The sequence below is a fragment of the Spirosoma profusum genome (assembly GCF_014699005.1).
GTDB classification, from domain to species: Bacteria; Bacteroidota; Bacteroidia; order Cytophagales; family Spirosomataceae; genus Spirosoma; species Spirosoma profusum.
Window position 1 is genome coordinate 1 of record NZ_JACWZY010000035.1, and the last position, 24,144, is coordinate 24,144.

Sequence of the window (24,144 nt, forward strand, 5' to 3'; positions counted from 1 at the left end):
TGAGTCAGTATGAATTCGTTTGGCAAAACAAAGTTCATACTTCATTGGGGGTATTTTGTTAAACCTTAAACAGGTTCTTTATTTAAAATCCAACAACCAATCGCAGACTTGGAATTACTTTTTTGAAAAATCCATTCATGTATACTTCTGTTTGAACCTTAAACAGCCAATTCTGGTAAACAGTAGAGCCAAGTTTAATGGTATTCGAATCGAAGTAATTTCCAGAGCGATAAACAGGAACGCCGACGTAGAAAGAAGCGATATGCCGGTTGAAATTAGTGGTTCGGCTGCCTTTGTCCTTTCGGTAAAACGAGACGCCTGCATGAACAAAATCGTTTCGGAACGTCTGAAACGAATTGTCGGCCAGCGGCTGGAAAAAGAAATTGGACGTATAGCCCACGAAATAGCCAACCTGCTGAAAGCGATTGGGAACAATTTCCAGATCGACATTAAATGAAGGAACCCACTGGTTGCGAATCAGCCCAACGCCAATACCCGGGTGAAAGCTAAGAAACGGCTCTCCCTTGAGTCCTGGATTTCGAAACGTTGGCTTATTATCAAAGCTTTGCATCAACGTAAGCGCGTATCTGGGATTGGTCAGGTCGTGCTGTTTGTACTGGCGTATTGATTCAAGCGCCTGCTGCACTTTCGAATTAACGCCACCTGAGTTCAGCAATCGATTGATATCCTGCAGGCTATTGACCATTAGATACACCGCAAAATCAGTTGGAATGGCTTTCGTTGTAGCTGATACCCAGGCAATTTGTAACGTATCCTGCTGCGTCTTCACCTCAACCGGATTTTCGCCATCCCGAAAGCGGAACGACGTAGCAGGCTGGGGCGTGTAACGTACCGCCAGATCCCGATTGTCCGCATTCAGCTTAAGCAGCGCATGAATGGCCCGCGTAGGAGTCAGGATAGTATCCTCAACCTTTCGGTAATCGGCCACAAACAGACGTAGCACGGAGTCAATATTCTGGTGCGCCCGCGCCTGAACGTACTGATCGAAGCCAATAATCATCGTGTTACGTTGTCCCAGGTCAATTTCAACGTGACTTATGCCAATAAATTTCCGTCGGGCACCCGGTTCAGTTAAGTGATTTCCGGTTGATTGAGACAAAGCGATTTCGGCCGTGCTCAGCAGAAGCACGGTAAATAAGCAAAATAAACGCATGGTTATTGGTTCGATTTAGTCGTTAAAGGCATGATTAAAGTGGGCTGGCGACTGTCTGCTACGTTGCTTTCACGTCGTCCAGTACCCATCCGAACAAAATTGTCAGTGTGGTAGAGCTGCGGGGCGGCTTCTTCCTCAGCCCGTAATTCATTCTCATGCATCACCTTAAACCGCCGTTTCGACGTAGTGCGTGCTACGTTCGGTTTTGGTGGTTCAGGTAGCTTCTCCGCAATCGTCGCTACGTTCGCAACGGTTACAGCGTCAGGCAGCGTAGCAAGGGTCTCTGCTGGCGAAGTTGCTGGTGCTACGTCGATTGATTGAGTTGAGGCAGTTGGCTGGTCAGTACTATATTTTCGTTGCTTTTTGGGCTGCGATTTTACCGCGAAAATTGGTTTCGACGTAGTAAATTCTACTTCAGAATCAGGCTTTTGGGCGGGTGTTACCACCTTGCGCTTAAATTGATACGTAGCAACCTGCTTCTGAGTACTGTTGGGTTGATTCCACGCAAACCAACTCCAGATAAGTCCGCTCAGGCAGGCTGCAGCAACCCACCACGTCCAACCAATCCGGCGACGTACCGGCGTTTGCTGGAGTTCTGGACGTAGCTGTGCCCACAAACGCTCCGGATCGAACGACGAACCGGGTGGTGGCGCATCAGGAAGTTGACTCAGCGTTTGCCGAATCCATTCGTCAGGCGTTTCGTCGGTTTTCGGTTTCATAGCCATTTTGAAGTAACCAGCTTTGTAATAAAGCGCGTGCTTTGCTCAACTGTGATTTTGAGGTGTTTTCGGAGATACGTAACTGCTCGGCGATTTCGCGATGCGTATAGCCTTCAATAGCATATAAGTTAAATACAGTTCGATAACCGGGCGGCAATTCACGGATTAATGCGTAAATACGTTCGGCATCCAGTCCGGCATCGGGTAAAGGCACTACGTCGGGCACAACATCTGCATCGTCATCAGCGTGAAAAAGGGGCAAATGCCGGTTCGCACGCAGATGTTGCAAGGCTTCATTCACTACAATCCGCCGAAGCCAAGCCTCCAGACCATTATCGTCCCGATACATAAAGGCATCTATTCCCCGAAACGCTTTCAGAAAGGCGCTCATCAACACTTCTTCGGCTTCCGGTTCATTCCGAACGTAGCGCAGACTGACACGAAACAATCGATTGGCGTACTGATCGAACAGCCGTTTCTGGGCAAAAGCATTACCGCGCTGGCACTGTTCGACAAGTTGTTGCGACATAAATCTCTGCTACGTTCAATGACAGAAATGCCGGTTTGTGGAAAAGGGTTGCCTGAGACGAAAAAAAGCCACCGTTCAGGAGGCAGTGGCAACTTATTAACATGCATTACTGGTTTTTTGTCATCCTGACGCAGGAAGGATCTTAAGATATCCTTATTCTCAGGTTTAGATACTTTAAGATCCCTCCTGCGTCAGGATGACAAAAACCACTAACTCACGCTAGTCCATCGGCACGGCTTCAAGAATTTTTGGCTCACGCGCATCATAACGTGCCCGCGATTGCCTGATCTGCTGGCTATGATCGTTAGCCCATTGCCCCAATTCAATGACCTGAACCAGTAAGCTGTATCCCAGATCGGTTAATTCATATTCCACTCTCGGCGGGATTTCAGGATACACCCGGCGGGTAATCAGCCCGTCGCGTTCCAGCGAACGTAGCGTAACGGTTAGCATCCGCTGCGAAACGCCGTTGATACGTTTCTTCAATTCGTTGAAACGTAGCACTCCAGCCGCTCCCAGATGAAAAATGGATAGGATGGACCATTTATCGCTGAAACGATCCAGAATAGTTCGGGTTGGGCAGTTTTCGGATGGGCCGTCGCCATCACCCAAAATATTTTTCAACTTTTCTTGTATGATATCTTCCTGATTATCAACAATAGTTCTGTTCATGTTCCTGACGCACTAATAAATGCCTTCTTGTGTAGACCTCGGTTACTAAATAGTTTTGAGTTACCAAAAGTAACTAAAGAACAAATATAAACTGTAAAATCATGATTGCAATAACCGGAGCGTCGGGCCACTTAGGAAAAGCCACGCTTGATTTTTTAACTGTAAAAACGAATGCTGATTCACTTGTTGCCCTTGTCAGGAATCCTGAGAAAGCTACTGACTTAGCCGCCAAAGGCATACACGTTCGTCAGGCCGATTATGGCGACTACGCGGCTTTAGTCGCTGGTTTGGTGGGTGTCGATAAACTGGTGTTGATTTCGAGTGACGCACTGGGCGACGAGCGTGTTCAGCAACACACCAACGTAATCAACGCGGCCAAAGAAGCGGGCGTTACGCATATTTTCTACACCAGCGCCCCGAATCCGTCGCTTGATGCGCTGTTCACCCCCGCTATCGACCATTTTCGGACCGAAACCCTGATTAAAGAATCGGGGCTGACCTACACCTTTTTCCGGAATAACCTGTATCTGGACATTCTTCCACTGGTCATTGGCGACGCTCCGCAGTCGGGTAAGCTTTATTACCCGGCTGGCGATGGCAAAGTCAGTTTTGTGCTACGCGCCGACATTGCCGAGGGTTTAGCCAACGCGCTGACGAGTGAAGGCCACGAAAATAAAGTCTATGAAATCGGATCACCCACTGCCTGGACGTTCGGCGATATTGCCGCAGCCGTGAGTGAGTCGGATAAATCGGTCGAATACGTCGATATTCCAGCCAGCGCCTACGAGGCTGAACTGGCTAAACACTTACCTGCACACGTAGTCGGCGTGTATGCCGGCATGGCGAAAGGCATTAAACAAGGCGATTTCAACGTAGCAGATTCATCGCTGGAAAAACTCCTGAACCGTCAGCCAGTCACTCTGGAGACGTACCTGAAAAGCCTGAACGTAGCGGTTTAAGCTGAGCGTTTGTGGTTTATTACTTTCTATCTTGACTTCCCGGGAACGTAGCGTTTTCGGGAAGTTTTGCTTTGTAAAATAATTTGAGGCTCAAAGAAACAATCTGAAAAAGAGTGTTTTTGTCCTGCTGAGGTTCTGTTACAATCGTAAATTGATAAAGTGCTACGTTGCATTTTCTTGATTGCAAGATCCCCTTAATTCGCGTATTCCTGCTTATTTTCACGAAATCGTCCGCTGACACTTCATTTACTACACTCATCTTCGATGTACCGACGTAACATTCTACTAACTCATCTATTTTCAATCCTGACAATCGTTCTGGTTGTAGTTACTGCTCAGGGGCAACCGTTTAGCAAGGCCGACGTAGCACGTTGGCAGCAACAGGCTAAACAAATCACCATTACGCGCGATACGTGGGGCGTTCCGCACATCAGCGGCAAAACCGATGCCGACGTGATTTTTGGTGTACTCTATTCGCAGTGCGAAGATGACTTTGCCCGCGTCGAAATGAATTACATCGATGCGATTGGGCGGCTGGCAGAAGTAGAAGGTGAATCGGCATTGTATCACGATCTGCGGGCGAGGCTGTTTCTGGATTCGACGCAGGCCATCGCGATCTATAAAAAAAGCCCGGCCTGGATGAAAAAACTGTTGAATGCGTTTGCAGACGGCACAAATTATTTCCTCTATACGCATCCCAATGTAAAACCCCGCTTGCTGACTCGGTTTCAACCGTGGATGCCATTGATGTTTAGCGAAGGTAGTATTGGCGGCAATATTAGCGTGGTATCGACCGAACGGCTGAAAGCGTTTTACGAACACAACAAATTCACCTCGTCTATCAACGATTTCGACAAATACGAAAATGACCCCGTTGGCTCGAATGGTTTTGCGATTGCTCCGTCGAAAAGCGCGACGAAAAATGCGATGCTGCTCATCAATCCACATACATCGTTCTACTTTCGGTCGGAAGTTCATTTAACCAGTCAGGAAGGATTGAATGCATACGGAGCTGTTACATGGGGGCAATTCTTTATTTATCAGGGCTTTAATGAGTATTGCGGCTGGATGCACACCTCTAGCGGAGCCGATTCGATGGATGAGTATCTGGAAACTATCGAGAAAAAAGGAGACGCTTATTTTTACAAGTATGGCGCGGCTGTCAAGCCCATTCGAACGCAAAAAATACGCTTGCCGTACAAATCAGACGCGGGTAAGCAGTACAAAAATTTCACGATGTACTGGACTGAACACGGTCCGGTAGTAGGAGAGAAGGATGGCAGATGGATTTCGGTTGCGATGATGAACACGCCCCTGAATGCGCTTGAACAATCGTACCTGCGCACGAAAGCCAAAGGCTACGAAAGCTACAAAGAGGTGATGAAACTGAACGGTAATGCCTCAAACAACACCGTCTTTGCCGACCGCGATGGAAACATCGCTTACTGGCATGGCAATTTTATGCCCAAACGCGACCCGAAATTTGACTGGAGCCAGCCGGTGGATGGAAGCAGCGTGGAAACTGCCTGGAAAGGATTACACCCGGTCGAAGAGATCGTACAGGTACGTAACCCGGCTTCGGGCTGGATTCAGAACTGTAATTCAACGCCGTTTACGGTATCGGGTAGCAGCAGTCCGGCCAAAACTAATTATCCGGACTACATGGCTCCCGATGGCGAGAATTACCGGGGTATCAATGCGGTACGTGTGTTAAGCCAAAAGAGTAATTTTACACTCGATACGTTAATTTCAGCCGCCAACGACCCACGTTTGACTGGTTTCGATGAGTTGATTCCGGCGTTGATTTCAGCCCATCAGCGCGTTGCGAGCGAATCTGGTAAGGACGTAGCAGAAGCGATTCAAATTCTGAAAGACTGGAATAAATGCTACGGTACTACGTCCGTCGGTACTACGTTGGGTATTTTCTGGGGCGAGAAAATACAGAAGCTGGCCCGTGGTCGCGTTCCGGCCAACCAACGACTGGATTTCCTGAGTTTTACCACGTTCGTCATTGAGAAAACAACACCTCAGGAAAAAGTTGCTACGTTGACCGAAACGCTGGCTGAGCTAACCCGCGATTTCGGTACGTGGAAAACGCCCTGGGGCGACATCAACCGATACCAACGCCTGACCGGCAATATTCAGGAAACTTACGACGACCAGAAACCCAGCATTCCGGTTGGTTTCACGGCTTCGACCTGGGGTTCGTTGGCGGCCTATGGTGCGAGAACGGCTCCAAACACCAAAAAGAGATATGGCTACGTTGGCAACAGCTTCGTGGCAGTGGTAGAATTTGGCAAAAAAGTAAAAGCTCGCTCCGTCGTAACGGGCGGTCAGGACAGCCGCCCCGGCGATCCACACTTCACCGATCAGGCTCCGTTATATTGCGAAGGCAAGTTCAAGGACGTACTGTTTTATCCCGAAGACATCAAACGGTACGTAGCGAAAACGTATCATCCAGGCGAGAAATAACAGGCTAGTTAGTCAGACTGGCGAGTAACGGCTTACCGGCTAATGCCTGCATCAACAGGAACGTAATGAACAGGAAATAGAAAGCTGCCAGCAGAATAACATGACTGGAACGGCGGGCAACGTAGTAGGCAAACAGCGGAAGCAACTGAAGCGCGTGCATCCCGAAAAAGTGCGCCACACGCAAATCACCGTAACGCGTACTCCAGTTCATGACGGGTAAGCCGGGACCACCATCGGGCGCGCCAATCGTGTGTCGCAGTTTAGCCGCCATTACAAACCCTTCGAAAGCAAAAATGACAAATAGCAGGATTCCAAGCCGGATCCCCCACAGATACGCAACGTCGATCTGTTCGGGCTTGTGCCTGAAAAATAAATAGCCAATATACGCTGTCCAGATTGTAAGAATCGTAATGGCAGCACCCATCACATCGAAAAGCCGGGCATCTGCAAACGACGAAATATTAAAGTGCGATAATTTGCCCAAAGCTGCCTGGGCCGTAATGATTAGCAATTCGATGAGCATCGCATTGATTACCACCCAACTATAAATCCGGACTTTGTTACGTTGTGGAAGCAGCCCAGTAAACCAGCCCATTGTCCAGGTAAAAATGGCAATCGAGACAAAAAATTTGCCGGGTTTAATAAAGGCATTAATGCCCAACACTTCCGTGTGAGTAATTAGTGTTAGTATCGTGCAAACGATGGTACCCAGCAGACAAAACCAGCCAAAATAATAAAGCAAAGAATTCCGGCTCTTGAGCGTAGTTAAAAACGAGTTCATAGCTATTCAGCAGTTGTCAGGCCGATAAAGTTCGGGTACGTATCAAACGTATCAGCCAATACAGGAGAAGGCCAACGGGGCCAAGCATGAAGCAGAAAAACAGCGGAATTACCGTAAACCAATGCGGAATACCTTTCTCTTCCGCATCCCGAATAATGACCGAGCCGGCCACCAGATCAAAAGCCAGATAATGCACCCAGCCAGCGAGCATAACCCCATTACTACCCGTAGAAAACAAGTTTTTAACCCCCGGCAATGAACCAAATGAGCTAAAATCGATGGGACCATCGCCAAACAAATAAATGATATAAACCACGCCTAAACAAACCGGAATCAGGTAAGATCGCATCAACCATTTAGTTACAAACCAGCGGGGCGCAAATGCCATGAGCAGCCATTGGGGTAATACCAACGTATTAGCCAATTGAAAAACGACATCGGGAGACATGGTGATAAGGGGTTTGGTGTAGCGCGGGTGGAAGCCCGCATTTTTAGTTACAACCTGCGGGCTTCCACCCGCGTTACGTTAACAGCGGCAACGTAAACAGTAGCGCTCCAAGCGCAAACAGGGCAGTTAATACGTGAATAAAGAGCTGATTATAGGGTAACAAAATAAACTGTTCAAGGGTACGTCCTAGCCAGAATAGGGCCATGCCCGCCAGAAAAACTTGTCCTATTTTCGTGCTGAGTAATTCATCGGGAAGCCAGAAACAGAGTACGGTACTGAGCAGAAAAACATGAATCAGTCGCAGGTTTGAAATCTGAATGATGGCTCGTGTTGATACGCTGCTTGTTTTTAGGTCGTTTTTCCAGTCGAAAATCCTCCAGAAGAACGCGTGAAAAATCGCGAACCCGAGGCTATGTACACCGCACAGATACACCATCACCGTCCCACTCATGCTACGTTAGTTTGGTACTTTCGCCTGGCCCAGCACACGTAGCAGATTGCCGCCCCAGATTTTGGCGATATCCGCTTCCGAGTATTTGCGACGTACCAGCTCAACGGTTAGGTTTTCAATTTCGCTGACATCTTCCAGGCCATTCACCCCGCCACCACCGTCGAAATCAGAGCCGATACCTACGTGGTCGATACCTGCAATTTTGACAATATGGTCAATGTGGTCAACAATGTCGGATAAACTGGCCCGCTCCGATGCGTACACTTTCGACACGGAATCGCTTAGGGCCGTGATACGTGCTTCCATGTCGGCCGACGGTACTTTTCCAACGCGTGACATGCGTATTTTGGTTTTGGCCGCCCGGTGCGCATCGGACGGCTTCTTCAGATAATCACTCACAAAATTCACCTGAACCACTCCGCCTTTCGCAGCAATCGCCTTAATCATATCGTCGGTCATGTTACGTGGAAAATCGCAGATAGCCCGGCAGTTGGAGTGCGACGCAATCACTGGTGCTTTCGAAAGGGCCAATGCGTCATAGAACGTACTATCTGCTACGTGCGATACGTCGATGAGAATACCCAGCCGATTCATCTCGGGCACCACTTTTTTGCCGAAATCGCTCAGACCGCCATACATCGGGCCATCGGGGTCGGTCGAGGAATCACCGATGAGGTTATTGGCGAAGTGCGTCAACGTAATGTAGCGGCAGCCGAGGTCGTAATACGTTTTAAGGAGCGACAAATCGTTCCCAATCGGATAGCCATTTTCCATCCCGATAAACACCGCCCGTTTGTTCCGTTTCTGAATCCGATACGCATCGGCGGGCGACGTAGCGAGTTCGGCCTTATCGGCATGTTTTTTCAAGGCCTGATGAATAAGCGAAAACTGGTTCAGCGCGTTACGTTTCGCATCGGCGTGACCTGAGTCGGTACGTGGCCCCTGCGACGTATAGACGGCAAAAAACATGGCATCCATGCCTCCCTGCTTCATGCGTGGAAAATCAATCTGCGAAGCATCGCGTTTGGTATCATGTGCCGTCCCCACATCGAAACCGGCTTTCTGCATCATGATTGGCGCATCGGCATGAGTATCGAGGGTCAAAACGCGCTGGTGAATTTTGCGGGCTTTCGCCAGAACAGGGTCTTCTTTGCCCGGTGACGGTGCTACGTTCGCGTTGAGGCCAAGTAATACGTAGAAGATGTAGGGAAGCATAATCAATCAAGTTGTAGCAAGGAAACAGCCTAAAGTCGAAACTACGCATTGGGCGCTGAAATGACAAACTTTCGGTGAACCTCTACCGTTATGGCATTACCTTTGCAGAACTAAAGAGCGAAAGAGTGAATGAGTGAAAGAGCGAGCATCCAGCGTCTTTTATTCGCTCTTTCGCTCATTCACTCCGCTTCGGCGGTCCGATTTCGCTCTTTAACAATGGCAGTTGTTCCTTATAAAGATAAAGATACGTCGAAGCGCGAGCAGGTGGCGGAGATGTTTGACAACATTTCGCCCAAATACGATCTGCTAAATCACGTATTGAGTGGTGGTATCGACATTCTCTGGCGTAAACGGGCCATCCGTGAACTGAGGCAATTCGCGCCTAAAACTATTCTGGATGTTGCTACCGGAACGGGCGATTTTGCCATCGAAGCCCTTACCTTAAAGCCGCAGAAAATCGTTGGCGTCGACATTTCGGAGGGAATGCTGGCCATTGGGCGGGAGAAAATGAAGAAACGCGGTGTTGATTCGATTATCGACCTTCGGCTAGGTGATTCAGAACGTTTGCCCTTCGCAGACAATGAATTCGATGCCGCCATCGTTTCGTTTGGTGTACGCAACTTCGAGAATCTGCAGACTGGCCTGACCGATATGTATCGGGTATTACGTCCGGGCGGTGTTTGCGTTGTGCTGGAGTTCTCGAATCCGCGACAGTTTCCTTTTAAACAATTATACGGGTTTTATTCCCGGACTATTCTGCCGCTCATTGGGCGTGTAGTAAGTAAAGACTCATCGGCCTATACGTACCTACCCGAATCGGTGCAGGCTTTTCCCGACGGGCCCGACTTTCTGCGCATCTACGAAGCTGCCGGATTTACCAATACGAAATGGATACCCCTTACCTTCGGCATTGCATCGATTTACATAGGTCACAAGTCGGCTCGGCCATGACAAATCGCTCCGCGATTTCAAGACTGAAGCGAAGTCTGACGATACTCCTGTTTTTGCTGGTTCATCTGACAACGTATGGGCAAAACTATAAATACGTAGTAAAGCACCTGGAGCGGTACGACGATAAACTCATCCATTACGGATTTTTTTTTGCAGCACCAGTTACTCGTTTCACTGTCAAGTACAGCCCTTCGTTTATCACTGCTGATTCGGCGTATCGCATCTATTCACCAAACAAGGCTAGTTTTCGAGTGGGCTTTGTGGTCAATGCGTTTTTGAACGACCGCTTCGATTTACGACTGACGCCCTCTGTCTCGCTCTTCAGCCGGGAAGTGCAGTATGATTATCCGGGCGGAACATCCAAAACCGAAGTGCGCGAATCGACCTGGGTTGATTTACCTCTGCTGTTTAAATACAAGTCGGAACGACGTAATAATTCACGGATGTACCTGCTGGCGGGTGGTTCCTTTAGCATTGAGACAAACGTACGTCGGAAAGAAAACCAAGGCGCTAGCCGACTCAGTACGGGTACCACAGATTTGGCCATTGAATATGGGATTGGTTTTGAGCAATTTTTTGAGTTCTTCAAGTTTGCACCAGAACTACGTTTTTCTCATGGCCTTTTGAACCTTTATAATCCGACCAGCAATGCAGCTGGTATCGGTATTAGTCGGTTATCCACTCATACGGTTACGCTTTACCTGAATTTTGAGTAAGCTAGGCATAGCTTAATAGTCAGTGGATTATAAAAAATAAGGTTTTTTTTACGTAATCTCTTGCAAAAAGATGTCGCAGTCTGCTATATTTGCACTCCCAAACACGACCGCGGGATGGGAGAAAAAGGGAGTTTAGCTCAGCTGGTTCAGAGCATCTGCCTTACAAGCAGAGGGTCGGCGGTTCGAACCCGTCAACTCCCACCTGATTATCAAGTACTTACGAGATAAAACTTGTAAGTACTTTTTTATTTGCACAAGATTTGCACAAGAATTTTCGAGGGTGACTAAAACTACAAATCGCGACGATTTTTCTGCTATCAACGGTTCATCTATGATAAGGAACTAGGGTGAGGCATTCTTTTCGGCTGAACCCGCTAATCTTAAAATCCTGTGGGCCTTACGGCCCGTGCGGGTTCGATTCCCGCTTATGATACTGATTATCAATAGATTACGCAAATTTCCACGTAATCCATTTTTTGTTGGTACAACATAAGTACAACAAATTGGGGATCAAGATTAATCAGCTGTGATCCTTTTTATACTGCATCACACATTCCTTCGCTTTATCTGCATACATTTCACCCATGGGAATCTCTTGTCTATTTGACAGAGTAAGGATTTTTCTTGACTTTTGAAGTCCATCTATATACTTCATGTTAGCAATAAAACTCCGATGCACTTGTACAAAAAGTTCATTTGAAAGCTTTCCTTGGAACGATATTAGTGACTGATGAACACGAAAAGGGTTTAGGCGTTTGGTCGTAAAAATCTCTACATTGCTACCTTTTGCTTCTACATATATAATTTCTAGTTGGCTCAAAGGATATTCTTTGTAGGCACCATCTTCCAATACCTTGATAGTTACTAACTCATAATTCTTTAATGGTCTTTGCTGTACGTAATTGAAACTATTAATTACTTTATGAACAGAACGCATAAAGCGCACATAATCATACGGTTTCAGTAGGAAATCAGCTACTGCATCGTGCTCCCAGCCATAAACGCCGTATTCACTTCCTGTTGTTGTCATTACAACCTTGATGTGTGAATATGCGGATTGGTTTAGCGCCTCAAGTATCTCCAACCCTGAAATTGGTTTCATCTTGATATCTAAGAATATCAGATCCACATTATTAAGATTCATAAGTGCCTGAAGAGGATTTATGAATGTATTCTGCAATTTTAATTGAGGAGTATCCTTTATAAAGCCTACTAGGTGAGTGATGTCTGATTCATCATCATCAATAATGATAGTCTGAATTTGTTTCATAGCAATTCTTTTAGAGATCGATTACCAAAATAACAGCATAGTGCATTGATCCGTCGAGGATCGTCAATTTATGTGCGCCTGGATATTCTATGTTTAGGCGAGAGCGAACATTTTGTAGGCCTATGCCAGTTGATGATTTTTGGCCTTTATCGAGCAAGGTCTTTTTATTTTGTACGCTAAATGTCACTTTGTATGATTCTACAACGAGATGAATTTCTACTGGATTTTGAGGATCATTGATTTCACCATACTTGAAAGCATTTTCAACAAATGTTACCAACAATAGTGGGATAATCATGATAAAATCGTAATCTCCCTGCTTAGTAAAATTAATAAACAATGGCTTATATGATGTCTGCTTACTAAATTTGATAAAATTTTCAATATGTTCTAATTCAGATTCTAAATGAATTACGTGGCTTGATTCATCTAGTTTGTTGGGTTTTGCTGCATCAAGAGTATAACGAAGAATGTCAGATAACAAGAGAATAGATTCAGAAAATCCTTTTGATAAGGATTTACTTTCTGCGTACAAGAACTTAAGGCTAGCAAAAAAAAAATGGGAGTTAATCTGACTGTTTAACAGTTGAAGTTGAAATTTCATTAATTCGTTAATCTTTGTATTTAACTGCTCTTTACTTGTCAGTAGTTGAATTTGATCCATCAGCATTTCATTTATTTGTTTACTTAGCTGTTCTTTTCGAACTATCTCACGTAGTTTCTCTCGATTAAGTTGATTTGAACGTTCTGCCGTTGCAGCTAAGAATCCGCATAATGCTAAGAATATGTTCATAGGAAGTATTTCTTTATTGATTACAGCTTCAGTGAATTGGGTATTCAGTTCTGGACCAACAATGCTTTCCAAATAGGTAACGCAAACAACAATAGAAGTTAAAATCAAAAAGAAATTCTCCTCATCTCTTCTATAACCTTTATTAATCTTAATCTCTTTTCGTACTTTAAATTGTTTACGCATTGTTTTATAAACATATTCCCGATTAAGACGAAGCAGCATCACTCCATAAAGTATTATTAACGAAAGCCCAAAGTAAAAAAACTTCTCAATTAATGTTTTACTGAAATGATTTTCATTGAAAATCCATATAGTCAAATAAATCCAAAAAACAATGTGAAAAATATAATCTGGATTATGGCTTAGCCATCTATTGATTCTTTTACAATGAGTAACATACCATCGAGCCCAGTAATTGGATTTTGTTCCAAACTGACAACCGATATAGGCAATATTAATTATGTATAAACTACACCCAATTAATATGAAGCTTATCGTTAATGGGTTGATTATAAAATGTAACCATTCAAAACTTCGTGAGCATACTGTCTGAATAGGATCAATTATATATTGGTCAATTATCGGTAGTTTTAAGAATTTTTGATTTGGCGCCTGAATACTTAAATTCAAGATACCTTCATGTATTATGAAGTGAAGAAGAATACCGGCTAATGACCACACAATGACAGGGCCAAAAGCATTCCTAAATATTTTTTCAATCTGTTCCCGTTGTATCAACGGATGGAATGATACAATAAAAAAAAAGAAGTTGTGAATAATAAATAGTCCTGTAATAGAAGCTAATAACCAAGCAACAAGCACATTAACTTGTTCCTTTTGTAATAATGAAAATACTACATATGTAATTATTGATATATGAATAAATAGTATTAATATCAATAAAAACTGTAAAGCTATTTTGGTATGGATAGTTATCGATTTCATAAAACGGTCGAAAATAAATATTTCGAACATGTTTAGCTACAACTTAATGCAGATACCTTCATATAATCCACGAATTGTCATTTTGCTTCTCAAATAATTGCCGAATCCTCTATTTCAGGGGACTTATGGACGAATAAGCTATTTCAGATGATGAAACGTATTATGTGGCCTGCTTCAAACCGTCTGCATAATGTGTTTTGGAGTAATTTGAAACCTAGCGAGGTTTGTGTCAACGAATTAGTCAACATTCTAATGGAAAGACGATTCAAAACTTAATAATTTAATACAACCCAATGAATCCATTGTATTCCGCATCGCCACCTAAAAAAGCCAGTAATCGAAATGTTGGTTTGATTGACTTTAAGTATCGTTTACCGCTTCTCATAAGTCAACTTAATCCCTGAGGATTCCATATGTGGCACCTCATTGACATTGAATAGAATATCACCAACATGGTTAGCTTCCCTTGTATCAAAAGCAGTCTGAATAAAAACGGATTTAAGAGTACATGTAATATTTTCAAAATTTAACATTTTATCGCTATGTATTTTCACACAAGACTCGAAGCAGAGTCAACAATCAGCAATGATCCCAAGGATAAGAAAGCTAAGCGCGAGATACTCTTCGGAACTGCGCAAACAGTCTTTGGTTTGGTTACCGGAAACCCTGTTGATATCGCCAAAGGGTTCTTCAAAAGCATTCGCCCATTCTTTCGTTAAAACTTGTATCAACTCAACTACAAAACTCCAGCGAGGCTTTTGTATAGCTTGTATAGCAATGAGTTATTTTAAGTGTTTCTATCTTTCACATAAGCTTTTGCTTGACAAGCTTAGTACTTTTAGTGTTAATTAAACAATTTACAGCAAATAATTATGAATCTCTTCAAGTCAGAATGCCCCAATTGCGGAAGTTCAGCTCTACTAGAAATTCTGCCCCATGGCTCAGATGCTGAAAAAGCTGTTCACACAGTTGTTCACCATGCTGCTCATCACGCAAATCACCTTAGACATGTTGCAAACCGAAATCCTATAGCTGCTGTTGGTGTTTTAGGACTCGCAGGAATTGCGCTTTTAGGCAATGCGTTTGTGAGTAAAAAATTTAAATGCAAAAGGTGTGCTCATTCATTTAATGGTTAAGTTTAGGACCGTATTGCTGATATGGTCTAACAAATTAAGACACTGCAAGTGCTTACTTTGCAGAGTCGTGAAAGAACAAAACGCAACACACCAGCTTCCCTTTAAAACGAGTTTGCTCGAGGGATCATTCGTAGGAATTCAAGACTGAAGCTCTACGAATGATCGCCAATGAGCGTAGTATACTCCAAGTTGCTTAGGCACTGGACGTAGGGGTGCTCAACAGATATACGTTAGTGGCTTGGCAAAAACAAAATCCGCTGAGGGAGAAGTAGATGGAAAATAGTCTGCACACTCACAATGAGGGTGTTTTCACCATAGTTAATGAAAGCGGAAAAGCAGTTCTTGGAGGTATCTTCATGTTAATGTATTTATTAATACAAAAACCAGCTAATGTGTGAAGTATACCTTGCATATTACTCGGTAGAAAATTTTCAAAAGCGAAACGAAAATACAACACTTTACGATTATGCATCAATTTAACTGGTTACGCGTCATAAAACAGCCCTTGATTCATTCTAACTGGAGGTATTGTCTATCTGTAACTCCGTTTCTACTATTGCTGGGTTGTGCTTCAAAACGAGAAGAGCCTGTCAGTAATAACAAGCCACAGAATTTCGCTGGCAGTAAACAAGAATACGGCATAACCAGCCAAGGGGAGAAACTACTTCTGCCTAACAAAACTGAGATATCACTTATGTTTGATTTCAATGGGCATGGGGCTTTAATAGAAACTTCTAAGAAAAAAATATTTGGCCTTATTGATGGAGGGCTTATAGTAAAAGATATTTTATGGGAGATTAAGGACGACAGTTTATATATCGAAGAAATTGTGCCAAGTGGGGAAAACAGAAATGATGCCATTGGTTTTAAAAGAACTGTCATAGGAGATAGTCTCATCTTAGAAAATGTAGCCACGCTATACACACTGAAATATAAAAATGTTATAATGCACAAAGCTGCCAAAAAACCAGATGAAGGCGAGATTGTATCGACGCTTGTAAATAATACTTATATTTCCATTATAAAGCAAGACTTTAATGATGAAAATAGTGCTGAAGAAATTAAAGATAAAGTTTTAGGTAGCGGTCTTAGCAATGATATTATCAAGGGTTTTGAAGCTGCGGCTGGTCAATTTACTAAGTCAACTATAAGCTTTTATCAAGATGGCCTATATATAAATCGAGATGAATTAGTTGACCCGGAAAAAGTACTCGGTGGAAATAGGTTGAGTACGGCTTATGCAGGAGCGTGGAGTGTAAAGGGGAAAGATTCTCTTTACTGCTGGCCAAACGGAAAAGAGATGCCAGGTGAGCTTGCTAAGTCCTACCGTTTCAAAATTGTGCCTTTTGACAAAGGGATTATATTAATAAATGGCAGCCCAAAAGCGGGAGTACTTTTTGTTTATAAAAAAGTGGAATACATTCCTGTTCAAATGCCAAAGTCTTGAATTGTGCTGTGGTTGAGTTGCTGATTAGTTCTGTAAATCCTTTGCGGCTCCATAACCATTGCTGGCAGGCTAACTTTATCTATTTTAAGATCAAGAATTGGCGATGGTGTTATCGCTCGCACATGTTGAATGACTATTCAAGGTATTATTTAACATGGGAACCTAAGTGACTTTTTTTTATCAAATATATTTCTGCTAGTAGAGCTATTTTGCTCTAAAAAGCCTATGGAGGTCATTTGTCTAGAAGATGAAGCTTTTTATGTGTTGGTTGAACAGGTTGTTGCTCGATTAAAGGAGAGGCAAGGTCAGGAAAAAGAAAAATGGCTTTCCGATGAGCAGGCCATGCAACTTCTCAATATCAAATCCAAAACGACCTTGCAGAAACTACGGGACGAAGGGCGGATACGATTTTCGCAACCCCAGAAGAAAATTATTCTCTATGACCGAGAATCAATTAGGGCCTATCTTGAACAGAATGCCAAAAACACCTTTTAGCGATGGAAGACGAGGAAAAAGTAGATCCTGATTACCTCAAAGGGTTTAACGAAGGTTATACGATTGCCCAATACATGCCGGAGCTAGCTCAGAAATTAGCTGCAATTGATAACGACCAAGTACGACTGGCCGGCTTTCAGGATGGGCGCAAGCAATATCAACTCGAACAAACCAAAGACCGTTTGCCATCTTGGCTCAAAGGCGACCGCGCTTCTAAAAATCCCAATCCACCGACGAAAGCCAAAGATCGGGACATCGAACCCGACAAAGATTAATCGTATCGGTCCGAGGAACGCGTATTGGGGGTATCCCAACTAGGCATTGCACGAACCAGCTCCGCATCATATCTGGAAGGACATGGCCAAGATGGTGGTTGGATAGCTTGCCCGAGCTCACGGATAACAAATTAAACTGGTCGCGGATGACGAGTGGGGAAGGACGTTGCAGGATTTTACGTTGCTTGGTAAGCCCAGCCAATACCCGTTACTTGAAAACCGGACGTTAAAGCCTGACCGCATGGTAGTAATGGTTGTCTCCCTCGTCGTCAAATTCCTCGCTCAGCGAAAGTCCGGATGCACTTAGCAACGCCTTGTATCGCTCCGCGCCAAGCGATATCGATTCAAGTTCGGTAATGGCATCGTCCCATCTCAATTCTTGAGCAGGTGCCGTAAAGAGCAGCTTGCCGCCAGCCTGCAGCGCATTGGCCATTTTTTGAATCGCCACTTCCTGTGTTTCTACCGGCAAAAGGAATACGAGCCCCCAAGCAATTATGGCATCGAACTGCCGATTGAAAAAGGAGGAATCTTCGACGGCTTCACAGGCGACGGGAACAGTCGGGAAGTTCTGCTGGAAGAGTTGAAGCATCGACGGTGAGGCATCAATCCCATAAACGGTCAACCCTTCATCGACCAATGCCTTCGTAATGGGCAGGCCTATCCCACAACCCATATCCAGAACGGTCGCATTTGGCGGTAGTGACCTTGCCCAGTGCCGAACGGATGGCGCACCGATTCCATCAATGCCCTTGGAGCGACAGCGAATGAATGTGGCCGCGTTGTGTTCGTATCCGTTTGATTTGTCCATTGGAAGTTAGTCAGTATGTTGAGAAAAACGTCTGATCACAAAGAGGGCGCATTTGTTCTGTGTCTGTTTTCATGACACAAGGGTAGGAAATAATAGAAAGCGCGTCTGGAGGGGTTGGTCGGACGGATACGATTAATCGAGCCTTAGTCACGCTCCATATCTTTCCCGCGATCAGGTGATTTGTCGGTCTTTTCGCCCACTTTGCTATAACTTAAGCTCTGCGAAAACCGCATCGACATGGAGATGGGTTTTGTGTCGGCTTTTGTTTGTTCTTCTTTTTTAGGCTCCGTTTTTGACGCTTTAAACATAGTGTCCATATAGTCCTGCGACCGCTCCATGTCTTTAGGCTTGCTGTGATAGCTGTTTTTCTCCTTCGCATCCATCCGTTTGAACGGATTGGGATACAGTGACTCACGAGCCACGTCGCGGACCTGACGAGCCGTTTTGGCATCGGCTTCTCTGACCTCCTGTTCAACCTGAGTAAACGTATCGGCTTTCAAATCCGCTTTTTGCTGTTCTATAGAACCGATTGTCCGCTCACGATTAAAATAACGGGGTTGTGTAAAACCCGGCGGCTGTAATCTGGGGGCTGGCTTACTGTTTTGAGGCACGCTTTGAATCTGTTGATCGAGCTGTTGAATCCGCTCCTTTGTCGCAGCCACTTTCCGGCCCAAATGGGCGTATTCGGCTGGATAGTTCTTATCCTCACCATTTTTCTTTTCCATACCTCCTTAAAGCTTGACGTTCACAACGATTATGCTAATATAACCAGAAGCCTGACCACTTTGGCGACGAGGTTCGAAAAATGAACTGGCGGCAAAAGATCATTGACGAAAACTATCAGGGCAATGCCGACCGCTTTGAGGCTGATTTCGCCGATGCCGTGCTGGAAGGGCGTAAAGGCGCAGTTCGTTGGGATGATTTGGTCACTGATGCAGTGATACTCCCAGACCTGAAACAGAAAGCCCAGGATCTGATTGATCAGTATTTAGGCTACTTGCCTGGGGATAGTGTGATTATGCCCTTCGAGCCCTATCTACGGGCGCTGCTTAACATGTATTGGCAGCATCAACTCCATGAAGACGATTTTATCGAGCAATTGGAAGCGCATCTCAAACTTATCCGCAATGCCGACATGCGGCATAATACGTGTCTCACTTACGATGAAGCTATCTATCAAAACTATGATAAAACATTTGCGCCTTATGGCTATGCGGTGAAAAGCAGGCTAACACGATTTTTGGGATATGAACCAAAGCTCGAACATTCGTTGATCGCTGAAATGTGGATGCGCAATGTCATGGCTCATGATGAAATTCAGTTGCCTGAGACAATGACACCGGTCGACTGGAAAGCTATTACGTTGATTAAATATCGTGAAGTGTTATTGGAACGAGGTCAGACTGCGGCTGACGCTTCGCCGTTTCTATGGCTGGCGACAGAATAATTTTTACAAGGATTATCCGCCCATAGAAGACAGTTGCTTCTCATTTTGGGCACTCTCAAAACTGTCTTCATGAATAAACTCGACTACCACTTTTTTTTGTTCCGAACCAATGCATGAAGCAAAGAGGATAATTTCTTATCCAGAAATTTGTTCAGGAGTAAACGATCATTAACCCCTGTACACCAACCGCTCTTTTTCAATATTTCTTCATCTGTAAATCCCTGTTATACAGGGCCTCCCGAATTGCCATTAACCGAATTTTGAGCTAAATCTGTTCAAAAGTAATCCATCGTTTACTGCTGAACAGAATCACGGTTAACCCACTATGAAACAGGCCATTGCCTACTACCGCGTGTCTACTCATCGGCAGGGACGAAGTGGATTAGGACTCGAAGCTCAACAAGTTGCGGTAGCCAATTATTGTCGGCTCAACGGATACGATCTGATTACTGAAATTATAGAGGTCAAATCCACCCGCAAACAGCAGCATAGGCTTTTACAAGCACTGGACCAGTGCAAACACCTAAAAGCCACATTGATGGTGGCTCGATTGGATCGGTTAGGACGAGACGTTGAAAAAATTGCGCGACTAGTCAAATCCGATGTCGAAATCGTAGTAAGCGATAACCCCCATGCCAATCGGTTTACCATCCACATTCTGGCTGCAGTCGCCGAGGAGCAACGGCAGCGCATTAGTGAAACCACTAAAGATGCTTTGAAAGCTGCCAAGAAACGAGGGGTCGTCTTGGGCAAACATGGGAAGACATTGGCGAAGCGAAATAAAAAGGCGGCCGAAGAGTTTGCGCACCAACTTTCACCTATGCTGCGGAAACTCAACAATCGGGGCTTTACCACCGTGCGGGCGCTGGCTCAGGAACTCAACAAGCAGGGTATCCCGACGTTTCGCGGCGATAGCCAGTGGCACCCCAGTACGGTTTGTGCGTTACGAAATCGACTTAAACAGACAGAAACAATGAAAACGTTACCGACTATGACTCTTACGAATGAACATGACCTTCTCTTCGATGATCACTCTTTACTCACGGGTGTATTAGGCAAGGATGCCTTGAAGGTTTCCGCTATCAACGCTAATTGCGACTGTTCAGGTTACTATCCGACTGAAGATGATGAAACTATTGATCCCCCACAAATCACCGCATCTGCTGCTACGACCTATTGAGCAGGGCTATTCCTACGTCGTCAATTGTGCCTATCCGCATTCGTTACGTCTGCTAACCAAGGCTCAAGTGGATATCCTAGTGGCTGTCGATGGGTATTCCACTATCTCCACGTTGAGTGATCAGCTCTCCATTACCACGACCGTTTTAGAGGCGTTTTTTCAACTTCTCTCGCAAACCGAAATCATTCGGTTTGATACCGAGTTCGGCAAACCTCAAAAGCCTAGCTCTCCTCAATCGCTCAATTTCTGGATTCATACCACCAATCGCTGTAATCTGGCTTGTAGCTATTGCTACATCTCGACCTTGAACACCACCGAAGGTATGTCGGAAGCCACTAAACAACAATTGCTGGAGAAGGTAGTGGAAACGGTCGTTAAGCGAAAGCTCAAACATATCAAATTCCGACTGGCCGGTGGCGAACCCTTAACCCAATTCAAATCCTGGAAAGCGTTTATCCCAGCCATACAGCACCGATTAGATGAAGTCGGATGCCGTTTTGAGGCCTCCTTTATTACCAACCTGACCATTTTAACCGACGAGATCATCACATTTTGTCAGCAGCATGGGATTGGCTTTGGCATTTCGCTGGATGGGGTGGAAGCTTATCATGATGTCAGTAGACCCTTCAAACAGGGAGCGGGAAGCTTCAAACGCATCGACCAGCATTTAAGAATGCTATTAACTCACCAGATTCCGGTGACGGTCAATACCGTGGTCAGCAATCAGAACCTGAAGGGACTGCCTACGCTAACCCGCTATTTGATTGAGCTAGATGTGCCGTTTCGCTATTCGATTGTCAAAGGTGAAATGCTTGACGCCGAGCTTTTAGAAAACTACCTCTTAGAATCTTATGCACTGATGGCGGATGCTATTCAGGCTGGGTGGCAATTCTCCCGTCGTCATCAATTCTGTGATCTAAAACCTCATGAATTAGGCTTTCAGACCTGTGCGTCTGGCTTTTCCGGTGGCGCCATCTATGTCGATGGGACCCTCAACTATTGCCATGTTCACTTTGGCGATGAGAGCCAAGCGTCCCACTCCATCTTCACCCCTGAATTAGACTTGGTGGATATGATCCAGCAGGGCAGTCATGCCGAAGACAATCGGTCGAACGACTGTAAAGCTTGTCGGTACAATGCGGTCTGTACCAGTGGCTGCCCCGTCTACCGGGTGAATGGCAAAGATCCCCAGTGTAGTTTATATCACCGCATCATTCCGTTGCTATATGACCTACAGGCCAAGGAACGGTTGAAGGCACTACGCGACTTTAAGATCCTTTAACTCCTGCTGAGTATCCTTTTGTCAGACGTGGATGGGAAAGGTCAGGTTGAAAATGACAGGGGATGTAGCGGTTGTGATTTCGTGGTTGGCCTTGTTGGCCACTCTCTATCAACTCTACCTCCAACGAATCCATAATGAAAAATCACTCAAACCATTGGGGCAAATTGATGTGGAGGACCGCCAGGGTCATTTCTATGTGTACGTAACAAATAAAGGCATGGGACCGATGCTCATTGACCAGCTGCTTTTTGTGAAGGATGGCAAAACATATACTACCATTGATCCATGTCTGAATCTGGTTCGCCAGTCCTACACCGCTATTAGCGTGAATGAAACCGTGCAAAAAGTGATTTTACCCAATGGGCATTTGGTCATTTTTGAAACTCGATTAGAAAAGAAAGAAGAAGATAGGCAACGAGTCCGACAGCAGTTAAGCGCCATTCGATTGAAAGTCGCCTTTCGCGACATCTACAATAATAAACTAACCATCGAACGCGATTTGCACTGGTTTTTAAGATATGATCTAAAAGAGGGGCAGATGTAGTGGCTGTTTTATGCTATAAGTAGCCTCGTTGTAGGCATTTTGGATGCTCTATACAGCGCACCATAAGCCAAGCTTTTACGGTGATAGCCTGCCAGCGTACAATCTTGAAGGCCAATAGGGACCCTATACGGCTTTTTTATCGAAGTCTTAAAATTATCCTTGCAATTATAATACTACATGTTATAATTGCAAGGATGATAACCCGCGAAGCCCAACTCGAAATTGCTCAGCTCCTGGAGGAGTTCCCAGCTGTTGCCGTCCTCGGTCCCCGTCAGGTCGGCAAAACAACGCTGGCGGAAACTATTGCAAACTCGTTCAGTCCCGATCCGGTCTATCTTGATCTGGAGAGTCCTACGGATCAGGCTAAATTACGTGAACCCGAAGCGTATTTTGAGTTGCACAAAGGCCAGCTCATTATTCTGGATGAAATCCAGCGGGTGCCGGAGTTGTTTGCCATTTTGCGGGGTGTCATCGACCGGCGACGCCGACAGGGATACAAAACCGGCCAATTTCTCATTTTGGGATCGGCATCGCTTGATCTCTTAAAGCAAGCCTCCGAATCGCTGGCTGGTCGGATCGCCTATAAAGAATTATCGGGTTTAACCGCTACAGAAATCATTTCTCCAAAGACTGGCGATCAGAACAGGCTTTGGCTGCGGGGCGGATTACCCGACAGCTTTTTAGCCAACACCGATCCGGCCAGTCTGCGCTGGCGGCTCAACTTTATCAGTACCTATCTGGAACGGGATGTGCCACAATTTGGTCCACGCATTCCAGCCACGACCTTACGGCTTTTATGGACGATGCTGGCCCATAACCAAGGAGCTCAATTGAACCTGGCTCAATTAGGCGCCAGTCTTGGTATTAGCATACCGACGACCAAACGTTATATCGAACTGCTGGAAGACTTGTTGCTGATCCGTCATCTTCGTCCGTGGTCTGGCAACATCGGCAAACGGCTCGTCAAAGCGCCCAAAGTCTATATTCGCGATAGTGGCATTACCCATGCATTACTCAACCTGACGAACTTGGATGATTTGTTAGGCCATCCGGTAGTCGGAGCCAGTTGGGAGGGGTTCGTTGTGGAAAACCTGTTATCCTGCTTACCCGTGGGTGCCACCCCGTGGTTTTACCGGACCTCGGCGGGCGCGGAAATTGATCTGGTTATCGAACGAAACAGTCAGCAGAAATACGCTATCGAGATCAAACGTTCGATGGCTCCTGCGCTTTCCAAAGGTTTTTATCTGGGCTGCGAAGATATTGGCGCAACTAATCGGTTTCTGGTTTATCCAGGTACAGAGCGTTATCCGATTTCCAAAGATGTGACGGCGATCTCCCTGGTCGATATGATGCAGGAACTCCGCAAAATTCAGTAAATAACGGAGTTGGTCCGTTAGACTATTTTGCATTTGTCAAGTTTTTTGATCAAAAAACT

The 24,144-nt window shown here is 45.2% G+C and carries 26 protein-coding genes and 1 tRNA gene; 15 read left to right on the forward strand and 12 right to left on the reverse strand.

Annotated elements, in window-relative coordinates:
- Window positions 1-82: 82 nt before the first annotated feature.
- The 4 genes from IC229_RS28705 to IC229_RS28720 all read right to left on the reverse strand — a co-directional run bounded on the left by IC229_RS28705 (window position 83) and on the right by IC229_RS28720 (window position 3,094).
- Entirely contained in the window at window positions 83-1,174 is a 1,092-nt protein-coding gene (locus IC229_RS28705; protein WP_190891396.1) for a hypothetical protein, read from the reverse strand.
- A 2-nt stretch (window positions 1,175-1,176) separates the two neighbouring features.
- Entirely contained in the window at window positions 1,177-1,893 is a 717-nt protein-coding gene (locus tag IC229_RS28710) for a hypothetical protein (RefSeq protein WP_190891398.1), read from the reverse strand.
- Complete coding sequence (locus IC229_RS28715; protein WP_190891400.1) at window positions 1,865-2,422, reverse strand: RNA polymerase sigma factor; 558 nt, start codon at window positions 2,420-2,422, stop codon at window positions 1,865-1,867. Before IC229_RS28715 ends, IC229_RS28710 begins: the two co-directional genes overlap by 29 nt.
- 219 nt (window positions 2,423-2,641) lie before the next feature.
- Window positions 2,642-3,094 carry a winged helix-turn-helix transcriptional regulator gene (locus tag IC229_RS28720; RefSeq protein ID WP_190891402.1) on the reverse strand — a complete coding sequence of 151 codons (453 nt, stop codon included), beginning with the start codon at window positions 3,092-3,094 and terminating at the stop codon, window positions 2,642-2,644.
- Between the two features lie 101 nt (window positions 3,095-3,195).
- Between IC229_RS28720 and IC229_RS28725 the strand changes: the two genes are divergently transcribed.
- Both IC229_RS28725 and IC229_RS28730 read left to right on the forward strand, forming a co-directional pair.
- Window positions 3,196-4,053: an SDR family oxidoreductase gene (locus IC229_RS28725; protein ID WP_190891404.1), complete on the forward strand. Its 858-nt coding sequence runs from the start codon at window positions 3,196-3,198 to the stop codon at window positions 4,051-4,053.
- Window positions 4,054-4,317: 264 nt separating this feature from the next.
- The gene (locus IC229_RS28730) at window positions 4,318-6,525 is read left to right on the forward strand and encodes a penicillin acylase family protein (protein WP_190891406.1); all 2,208 of its coding nucleotides are present in this window, start codon (window positions 4,318-4,320) and stop codon (window positions 6,523-6,525) included.
- Window positions 6,526-6,529: 4 nt separating this feature from the next.
- Here the strand turns inward: IC229_RS28730 and IC229_RS28735 are convergent, their stop codons facing one another.
- From IC229_RS28735 to IC229_RS28750, 4 genes are all read right to left on the reverse strand, one after another.
- Complete coding sequence (locus tag IC229_RS28735) at window positions 6,530-7,306, reverse strand: hypothetical protein (protein WP_190891408.1); 777 nt, start codon at window positions 7,304-7,306, stop codon at window positions 6,530-6,532.
- A gap of 16 nt (window positions 7,307-7,322) precedes the next feature.
- The gene (locus IC229_RS28740; protein WP_190891410.1) at window positions 7,323-7,754 is read right to left on the reverse strand and encodes an ABA4-like family protein; all 432 of its coding nucleotides are present in this window, start codon (window positions 7,752-7,754) and stop codon (window positions 7,323-7,325) included.
- Between the two features lie 73 nt (window positions 7,755-7,827).
- A complete protein-coding gene (locus IC229_RS28745; protein ID WP_190891412.1) occupies window positions 7,828-8,205 on the reverse strand; it encodes a hypothetical protein in 378 nt (125 codons plus the stop codon).
- A gap of 6 nt (window positions 8,206-8,211) precedes the next feature.
- On the reverse strand, window positions 8,212-9,420 hold the full coding sequence (locus tag IC229_RS28750) for a dipeptidase (protein ID WP_190891415.1): 1,209 nt from the start codon (window positions 9,418-9,420) through the stop codon (window positions 8,212-8,214).
- Between the two features lie 216 nt (window positions 9,421-9,636).
- Here IC229_RS28750 and ubiE point away from each other — a divergent pair, with 216 nt between their 5' ends.
- From ubiE to IC229_RS28765, 3 genes are all read left to right on the forward strand, one after another.
- Complete coding sequence (gene ubiE / locus IC229_RS28755; RefSeq protein WP_190891417.1) at window positions 9,637-10,371, forward strand: bifunctional demethylmenaquinone methyltransferase/2-methoxy-6-polyprenyl-1,4-benzoquinol methylase UbiE; 735 nt, start codon at window positions 9,637-9,639, stop codon at window positions 10,369-10,371.
- Window positions 10,368-11,087 carry a type IX secretion/gliding motility protein PorT/SprT gene (gene porT, locus IC229_RS28760; protein WP_223834247.1) on the forward strand — a complete coding sequence of 240 codons (720 nt, stop codon included), beginning with the start codon at window positions 10,368-10,370 and terminating at the stop codon, window positions 11,085-11,087. Before ubiE ends, porT begins: the two co-directional genes overlap by 4 nt.
- Window positions 11,088-11,213: 126 nt before the next feature.
- A tRNA-Val gene (locus tag IC229_RS28765) sits at window positions 11,214-11,288 on the forward strand.
- Between the two features lie 319 nt (window positions 11,289-11,607).
- Here IC229_RS28765 and IC229_RS28770 read toward each other — a convergent pair.
- Entirely contained in the window at window positions 11,608-12,357 is a 750-nt protein-coding gene (locus tag IC229_RS28770) for a LytR/AlgR family response regulator transcription factor (protein ID WP_190891420.1), read from the reverse strand.
- A 10-nt stretch (window positions 12,358-12,367) separates the two neighbouring features.
- On the reverse strand, window positions 12,368-14,095 hold the full coding sequence (locus IC229_RS28775; RefSeq protein WP_190891422.1) for a sensor histidine kinase: 1,728 nt from the start codon (window positions 14,093-14,095) through the stop codon (window positions 12,368-12,370).
- A 542-nt stretch (window positions 14,096-14,637) separates the two neighbouring features.
- On the opposite strand from IC229_RS28775, the gene IC229_RS28780 reads away from it, so the two are divergent.
- From IC229_RS28780 to IC229_RS28800, 5 genes are all read left to right on the forward strand, one after another.
- Window positions 14,638-14,814 (forward strand): hypothetical protein, encoded by a 177-nt coding sequence (locus IC229_RS28780; RefSeq protein ID WP_190891424.1) that lies wholly within the window; start codon window positions 14,638-14,640, stop codon window positions 14,812-14,814.
- 153 nt (window positions 14,815-14,967) lie between these two features.
- Entirely contained in the window at window positions 14,968-15,231 is a 264-nt protein-coding gene (locus IC229_RS28785; RefSeq protein WP_190891426.1) for a hypothetical protein, read from the forward strand.
- Between the two features lie 466 nt (window positions 15,232-15,697).
- Window positions 15,698-16,678 carry a hypothetical protein gene (locus IC229_RS28790; protein WP_190891428.1) on the forward strand — a complete coding sequence of 327 codons (981 nt, stop codon included), beginning with the start codon at window positions 15,698-15,700 and terminating at the stop codon, window positions 16,676-16,678.
- Window positions 16,679-16,903: 225 nt separating this feature from the next.
- Window positions 16,904-17,173 carry a helix-turn-helix domain-containing protein gene (locus tag IC229_RS28795; protein ID WP_190891429.1) on the forward strand — a complete coding sequence of 90 codons (270 nt, stop codon included), beginning with the start codon at window positions 16,904-16,906 and terminating at the stop codon, window positions 17,171-17,173.
- 2 nt (window positions 17,174-17,175) lie between these two features.
- Complete coding sequence (locus tag IC229_RS28800; protein WP_190891431.1) at window positions 17,176-17,448, forward strand: hypothetical protein; 273 nt, start codon at window positions 17,176-17,178, stop codon at window positions 17,446-17,448.
- 226 nt (window positions 17,449-17,674) lie between these two features.
- Here the strand turns inward: IC229_RS28800 and IC229_RS28805 are convergent, their stop codons facing one another.
- Window positions 17,675-18,256 carry a class I SAM-dependent methyltransferase gene (locus IC229_RS28805; protein WP_190891433.1) on the reverse strand — a complete coding sequence of 194 codons (582 nt, stop codon included), beginning with the start codon at window positions 18,254-18,256 and terminating at the stop codon, window positions 17,675-17,677.
- A 143-nt stretch (window positions 18,257-18,399) separates the two neighbouring features.
- Window positions 18,400-18,981, reverse strand: coding sequence for a hypothetical protein (locus IC229_RS28810; protein WP_190891435.1), 582 nt, complete (start codon window positions 18,979-18,981; stop codon window positions 18,400-18,402).
- An 80-nt stretch (window positions 18,982-19,061) separates the two neighbouring features.
- Here IC229_RS28810 and IC229_RS28815 point away from each other — a divergent pair, with 80 nt between their 5' ends.
- The 5 genes from IC229_RS28815 (at window position 19,062) to IC229_RS28835 (ending at window position 24,085) form a co-directional block, all read left to right on the forward strand.
- Window positions 19,062-19,703, forward strand: a complete 642-nt coding sequence (locus tag IC229_RS28815; protein WP_190891437.1) for a hypothetical protein — start codon at window positions 19,062-19,064, stop codon at window positions 19,701-19,703.
- 325 nt (window positions 19,704-20,028) lie between these two features.
- The gene (locus IC229_RS28820; protein ID WP_190891439.1) at window positions 20,029-20,883 is read left to right on the forward strand and encodes a recombinase family protein; all 855 of its coding nucleotides are present in this window, start codon (window positions 20,029-20,031) and stop codon (window positions 20,881-20,883) included.
- A complete protein-coding gene (locus IC229_RS28825) occupies window positions 20,828-22,165 on the forward strand; it encodes a radical SAM/SPASM domain-containing protein (protein WP_190891441.1) in 1,338 nt (445 codons plus the stop codon). Before IC229_RS28820 ends, IC229_RS28825 begins: the two co-directional genes overlap by 56 nt.
- 52 nt (window positions 22,166-22,217) lie before the next feature.
- Window positions 22,218-22,709, forward strand: a complete 492-nt coding sequence (locus tag IC229_RS28830) for a hypothetical protein (RefSeq protein ID WP_190891443.1) — start codon at window positions 22,218-22,220, stop codon at window positions 22,707-22,709.
- A gap of 194 nt (window positions 22,710-22,903) precedes the next feature.
- Window positions 22,904-24,085, forward strand: a complete 1,182-nt coding sequence (locus IC229_RS28835; RefSeq protein ID WP_190891445.1) for an ATP-binding protein — start codon at window positions 22,904-22,906, stop codon at window positions 24,083-24,085.
- The last annotated feature ends 59 nt before the right edge of the window (window positions 24,086-24,144 follow it).